The following is a 3,459-nucleotide window of genomic DNA, read 5'->3' on the forward strand; positions in this document are numbered from 1 at the left end:
CCGTGGCCCAGGTGGCTTTGCCAGGTCAGCCCTCCGGCCCGGTGGCTCTCCTCTGTCGCTGCTTGCTGCTTGCTCAGGTCGATAGCCTCCGCGCGGCAGGCTGCAGATTGCTGCTGGCCTCCTCCCGCTAGCGGCCCCGGCCCACCAGGGTCAGGAAAGAGGGGCCTGACCGACCGACTGACTGTGCTCTCCGCCTCGCTGTCAGCTGATACGCTCTGGCTAACCTTAAAGAAAGCTGAAACTTTTTGGTAGAGGCGTATTGTTGACTTGTTCTTCTCCCCATGTGCCTGTTATCCTAACAGTAGGGAATGCACCCCGACTGCTGCAAGGCAGGAAGCAAGCAAGACAGCTGCAGCGGGTTCGCTGTGGTCTGCGTTTGCGTCACTTCAATAGCCACGTTTCACTCAGTTGAAACGCAGAAGACGAAGAAGAAGAAGGAGAGCACAGCATGCAAAATCAGAAAGGTCGTGGTCGCGGTTTCGCATCCATGAGCCCGGAGAAGAAGCGTGAGATTGCCAGCAAGGGCGGCAAGGCGGCCCATGCGCTGGGCACGGCCCACAAGTGGACCAGCGAGGAGGCCCAGGCTGCCGGTCGCAAGGGTGGCTCGATCAGCCGACGGCGCCCGAAGAACGCCCAGACCCAGGCCCAGGCTTAGGCGCGGGCGTTTCTGCGCTCTTGCCTCGTGCGCCGCATTGCTGACGCCGCACGAGGCGGCCTGTGATTGTACTTCAAACTGTTCCTTGGTTGCTAACGCTGGTTGTTTTTACTCAGGTAACGCTACAGAGGCTGGCCGTTCTCCTACGGACAGCCTTTTTTGATGCCTGCAGGCGGCTGGCGGGTGCGCTTGAGAAGAGAGGGCCAGACGGCATGGTGGATGGGAAGCCGCGCGCCGGGCTGAACGGCCTGGGACTGGCCGGGAGTACTTTTTTGAGGGAGCGGTATCTGCCGGGGCGCAGGACTGGTATAATCTCCTCTGTACACGAGAGCTGAGGCGACGAGCACGCCATGCAACAACTGTCGAGAAGGAGGCTCCTATTTCTCAGAGAGCACCACGCCTGGTTGATCCGACGACTGGGATTGCGGTGAGCGAGACGCCGGTGACGACGGAGGCCGCCCGGCTTGAAGCCCCTGATGAGCTGGAGGAGCAGGCGACTGGCTCCGGCTGGTCGCTGGCAGGGCTGCGCTTGCCGATCAGCCTGGCTCGCTTGCGCCCGGGCCGGGGAGTGACTTTACGCCGCTTCTCAGTGGTGGAGGCGGCACTTTTGTTGATGCTGGGAATTCTGGCCTCCAAGGGGTTGGGGGTGGTGCGCCAGGCCCTCTTTAATGCCCTCTTTGGAACGGGACCCGAGGCCAATGCCTATTATGCGGCTTACCGCCTGCCCGATACGCTCTTCAATCTGGTGGCCGGGGGAGCGCTGACGCAGGCCTTCATTCCGGTCTTCGTCTCCTATCAGCGCCGCGGCGATCAGCGCGAGGCCTGGTATCTGGCCAGCCTGGTCTTTAATGTGCTGCTGGTGGCCCTGACGATGCTGCTGCTGCTGGGTTGCCTTCTGACGCCGGCCTTCGTGATCCATATTCTGGTGCCGGGCTATCCGCCAGCGGTGCAGGAGTTGACGATCCGCCTGACGCGCATTATGTTGCTACAGCCGCTGTTGCTGGGCCTGGGGACGATTGTGACGGCGATTTTGAGTAGCCGCGAGCAGTTTTTGCTGCCGGCGCTGGCGACGGCGATCTATAATGTGGGCTTGATTGCGGGCCTGGTGGTGGCGCTGGTGGTGCCAGGGGTGGGGATTTATGGGCCGACGCTGGGGGTGTTGTTGGCTGCGGCTCTGCAGATTGTGGTCCAGTTGCCGGCCCTCTGGCAGCAGGGGGCCCGCTATGTCTTCGCCTGGAATCTGCGCTATCCGGGCTTGCGCGAGGTGATGGCGCTCTTTATTCCGAGCATGCTGGCGGTGGCGGTGGCGTATGTGAGTTCGATTCTGGAGACGACGGTAACCTCCTTTCTGCCGGACCTGGCCAGCCTGGCGGCCTTGCATAATGCCTATATGTTGTTTTATTTGCCGGTGTCGTTGATCGCTCAGGCCATCGGGCAGGCGGCGCTGCCACGCATGGCGCGCCTGGAGCTGGAGGGCCGCTATGCGCGCTTGCGCCGCTTGTTTGTGCAGGTGATCGGGTCGTCGCTGGTGCTGAGTGTCTTGTCGGCGCTGGCCCTGGCCGGGTTGGGGCTGTTGGTGATCGATCTGCTCTTCCGCCACGGGGCCTTTGATGATCATTCGGCCTGGTTGACCAATCTGGCTCTGTTCGGCTATGTGGTGGGTTTGCCAGGGGTGTGCGTGGGGGATGTGGTGGCGCGCAGCTTTTATGCGCTGAAGGATGCGCGTACTCCTTTGTTGACGAATGTCTTTGCGCTGCTGACGCGGGTGGCGCTGATGGTGGGACTCTTCGTCTGGCTATCCGGCGAGCGGCAGATTCTGGCGGTGTCGCTGAGTTTGTCTGGCTCGGCCTCGGCGGAGGCCCTGCTGCTCTGTCTGGTGCTGTGGTGGCGGCTGCGCCAGCGCCAGCGCCGGCAGGTCCAGGGAGTGGGATGCTGAGGCCGGCGCCGCTGGTGGGAGCCGTGCTTGTTGTCGGGTGAGCTGGCTGATTTTACGGCGGGACGGCTCCCTTTTTCTCGCTTGCTGGTGCTTCTCTCCTCCTGACTGTTCTCCTTTCTTTTCTTTTCTTTTCTTTGATGTTCCCTTCCCTGTGTTTTGCTCTGGTGGTAGTGATGAGCTACCTCTGCGGTGCTGTGTGCTTTTCCCTGGCTGCTGCGAAGCGACCGACCAGACCCTCCAGGGTCGTCTTCCGGTCGGCATGGGAAAAGAAAGGAGCGGAACCCGATCCCCCTCTGATGAAGCCCTTTTGAGAGCCTCTTTCGAAACTCTCCTCGGTCCCGCCAGAAATGCGGTCAGATTCTGACCGCATTTGGCTGGTTGACCGCATGTATTACCTGTAAAATATGATAGTCTGTGCTGATGCTTTCTCGAAACTCGCCCCTTGGACGTTGCAAAAAACGAGTTTCGAGAAAGGTCGTGATCCGATAGATTTTTGCGAGGGGGAGCGGGAAAAAACAAGGCTCTCAGAGAGAAAAAATGGGGCCTCGATCGTTATAGACTATGGAAGAAGTATCCCGGGGCCACTTACGTCGGGCACGGTTGCAGAGGGGACGATCCGCACGAGGATACTGAAAGGCTTGAGCAGCAGATGGACCATGCCAGGTGGATGGCCCGTTGCAGAGGGGACGATCCGCACGAGGATACTGAAAGTGATGCTCCTGGATCTGCCGCCAGAGGTTGACCAGGGTTGCAGAGGGGACGATCCGCACGAGGATACTGAAAGGGCCAAGACGACATATAACAACTGGTCTGAGGCCAGAGTTGCAGAGGGGACGATCCGCACGAGGATACTGAAAGTGAATGGGTG

3 protein-coding genes are annotated in these 3,459 nt (G+C 60.5%); all 3 read left to right on the forward strand.

All coding sequences use genetic code 11. From position 1 onward, the window contains the following. Nucleotides 1–448: 448 nt before the first annotated feature. On the forward strand, nucleotides 449–655 hold the full coding sequence (locus IRZ24_RS18325) for a KGG domain-containing protein (RefSeq protein WP_052888400.1): 207 nt from the start codon (nucleotides 449–451) through the stop codon (nucleotides 653–655). A gap of 427 nt (nucleotides 656–1,082) precedes the next feature. After that, a complete protein-coding gene (gene murJ, locus IRZ24_RS18330) occupies nucleotides 1,083–2,591 on the forward strand; it encodes a murein biosynthesis integral membrane protein MurJ (RefSeq protein ID WP_297167531.1) in 1,509 nt (502 codons plus the stop codon). A gap of 404 nt (nucleotides 2,592–2,995) precedes the next feature. Then, on the forward strand, nucleotides 2,996–3,459 hold a 464-nt coding region (locus IRZ24_RS18335; protein WP_297167533.1), incomplete at its 3' end, for a hypothetical protein.

This window comes from Thermogemmatispora sp., from assembly GCF_019683755.1.
GTDB lineage: Bacteria > Chloroflexota > Ktedonobacteria > Ktedonobacterales > Ktedonobacteraceae > Thermogemmatispora.

Coding starts and splice junctions, on each gene's coding strand:
- IRZ24_RS18325 (WP_052888400.1), top strand. CDS start 449: ATGCAAAATCAGAAAGGTCGTGGTCGCGGTTTCGCATCCATGAGCCCG.